The organism is Paeniglutamicibacter sp. MACA_103, assembly GCF_045798555.1.
Classification (GTDB): Bacteria; Actinomycetota; Actinomycetes; order Actinomycetales; family Micrococcaceae; genus Paeniglutamicibacter.
In genome coordinates this window covers 1-2898 of record NZ_JBIXLN010000097.1, presented here as the reverse complement: position 1 = coordinate 2898, position 2898 = coordinate 1, and the positions used below count along the sequence as shown (strand labels likewise).

Below are 2898 nucleotides of genomic sequence, written 5' to 3'. Positions count from 1 at the left end.
CAGGCCTGGGCCATCTCCCGCACCAGCTTCTCCAGGTGCCGGATGCCGGCTTCCTTGTCCGTCAGGTGCAGGCGCAGCACCGGGCGGCCCAGGTCGGCAAGCACCTGCGCGTCGCCGCTTGCCTGCGCGGCAATCAGCTCCCCGAAGGTGAAGTCCCGGCCCGGGATGGACAGGTCCATCGAGGATTCCGCGGTGAGCTGCAGGTAGCCGCCCGTCCGCGGGCCGCCCTTGTGGATCTGCCCGGTGGAGTGCAGGAAGCGCGGTCCCCAGCCGAAGGTCACCGGGCGGTTCGCCGCGGCGGCAAGCACCGGGCGGATGGCCTCCAGCTCGGTGTCCGAGCGGCGGTCCAGGTAGGCCTGGATGCCGAGGTAGCCGTTGGCCGGCAACGCCGCAACCAGTGCCGCCAGGGCGCCGGCGAGCGAATCGCAGCCCTCCAGCAGCCCCGCGGAGCCGCGGACCTCGATGGCGCCGTCGGTGAACGCGGCCGGAACGGGTTCCGGGGTCGAATCCAGCAGCGAACGGGCGGCGACCTTCGCGGCCTCCACGTCCGGCTGGTCGAACGGGTCGATGCCCAGAAGGCGCCCGGCAATGGCCGTCGCGTACTCCCAGAGCAGCATCTGTGCGCCCAGGGCGCCGGAGACGGCAACCGAGGCGGCCCCGGCATCGATGTCGTCGTCGGTGAGCAGGCCGGTGTCGGCGACCAGGCGGATCTGCAGGAAGTCCGCCGCGTTGCTGGTCGTTTCCGGTGCCCGGTCCTCCACGACGACCGGCAGCACGCCGGTCTGCTCCTTGCCGGTGGATTCGGCAACGAGCTGTTCGGCCCAGTCCGCGAATCCCGCCAGCCCGGAGCCCTCGTCGGCGAAGATGAGCTTGTCGCGCAGCGGGGAAGTGCCCGCCAACGCGGCGCCCAGGGCCAGGGCGATGTTGTCCTCGTCGTCCTCGGCCAGGAACTCGGCGGCATCCGCGGCCTCATCCAGGAACGCCTCGATGTCCACGCCGGCCAGGCCCGCGGGAACCAGCCCGAAGGCGGTCAGCGCCGAGTAGCGCCCGCCCACGTTCGCATCGGCGTTGAACACCGCGCGGTAGCCGGCCTTGCGGCTGGCCGTATCCATGGGCGAGCCCGGGTCGGTGACCACGATGATGCGCGAGGCGGCATCGAGGCCGGCGTCGTTGAACGCCTGCTCGAAGACCCGGCGCTGCGAGTCGGTTTCCACCGTGGAACCGGACTTGGAGGCAACCACCAGGGCGGTGGTGGCCAGGCGGTCCGCGAGGATGCCGGCAACCATTTCCGGGTCGGTGGAGTCGCAGACGATAAGTTCCACGTCGTTGGTCGCGCAAATGACCTCCGGCGCCAGGGAGGATCCTCCCATGCCGGCAAGCACGATGCGGTCCACCCCCTCGGCGCGCAGCTCGTCGCGCAGCGCCAGGATGCCCGGCACCAGGGCGCGGGAAACCTGGGGAGCGTCGACCCAGCCCAGGCGGATGCCGGCCTCGGCACGGGCCGATTCGACCCACACCGTGGTGTCCTTGGCCGCGATGCGGCTGGCGACCCGGTCGGCCACCAGCGACGGCACGTGCGCCTCGATGGCCGCCTGCGCGGCCCCCGTGGCTATGAACCCCAGGGAGCTCATTTCACGTTCGCGTTCTTGAGCGAGCCCTCGAGGTCGGTCAGCAGCTCGTTCCAGGCGGCCTCGAACTTTTCCAGGCCCTCGACCTCGAGCTTGGCCACGACGTCGTTGTAGCTCACGCCCAGGGCCGCGAGCGCGTCGAGCACCGCATTGGCCTCGGCGTAGCCGCCGGTGACGGCGTCCCCGGTGATGGCGCCGTGGTCGGCGGTGGCCTCGAGGGTCTTTTCCGGCATGGTGTTCACGGTGTTCGGGGCGCACAGCTCGGTGACGTAGAGGGTGTCCGGCAGTGCCGGGTCCTTCACGCCGGTGGAAGCCCACAGCGGGCGCTGGGCGTTGGCGCCGGCGGCGGCCAACAGGTTCCAGCGCTCGGAGGTGAAGGACTCCTCGTAGACCTGGTAGGCCAGGCGCGCGTTGGCCACCCCGGCCTTGCCGCGCAGGGCCAGTGCCTCGTCGGTGCCGATGGCGTTGAGGCGCGCATCGATCTCGGTGTCCACGCGGGAGACGAAGAAGGAAGCGACCGAGTGCAGCTTGGACAGGTCGTGGCCGTTGGCCTTGGCCGCCTCCAGCCCGGTGAGGAACGCGTTGATGACCGCGCGGTAGCGCTCCAGGGAGAAGATCAGGGTGACGTTCACGGAGATGCCGGCGGCCAGGGTCTCGGCGATGGCCTCGAGGCCCTCGACGGTTGCCGGGATCTTGATCAGCACGTTCTCGCGGCCGACCATCTCGTGCAGGACCTTGGCCTCGGCGATGGTCTCGGCGGTCTTGCGGGCCAGGCGCGGGTCGACCTCGATGGACACGCGTCCGTCGGCGCCGTTGGAGGCGGCGTAGACCGGGGCGAACAGGTCGCAGGCCGCGGTGACGTCGTCGCTGGTGATCTTGAAGACGGCTTCCTCGGCGTCCATGCCGGCCGCGGCCAGCTCGGCGACCTGGGCGGCATAGGACTCGCCGTTGGACAGGGCGGCGTGGAAGATCGAGGGGTTGGTGGTGACCCCGACGACGTTCTTTTCCTGGATCAGGGCCTCAAGCGAACCGGAGGTCAGGCGTTCGCGGGAGAGGTCGTCGAGCCAGATCGAGACGCCGGCGTCGGAAAGGGCCTGGGTGTTTGCGTTGCTCACGATGAAAATCCTTTGGGTGTGGGGTGGTGTTACTTGGCGGCCGAGATGGAGTCGAGGGCGGCGGCGGTGATGGCCTCCGCGGTGATCCCGAACTCGGTGAACAGGCGCTTGTAGTCGGCCGAGGCGCCGTAGTGGTCCAGGGAGATGATGCGTCC

The 2898-nt window shown here is 70.1% G+C and carries 2 protein-coding genes; both read right to left on the bottom strand.

The window, feature by feature from the left end:
- The coding region (locus ACIPVK_RS21645; RefSeq protein ID WP_407614046.1) for a glucose-6-phosphate isomerase at window positions 1–1631 on the bottom strand (1631 nt) is incomplete at its 3' end.
- Window positions 1628–2743, bottom strand: coding sequence for a transaldolase (gene tal, locus ACIPVK_RS21640; protein WP_407614045.1), 1116 nt, complete (start codon window positions 2741–2743; stop codon window positions 1628–1630). The genes tal and ACIPVK_RS21645, both read right to left, overlap by 4 nt.
- Between the last annotated feature and the right edge of the window lie 155 nt (window positions 2744–2898).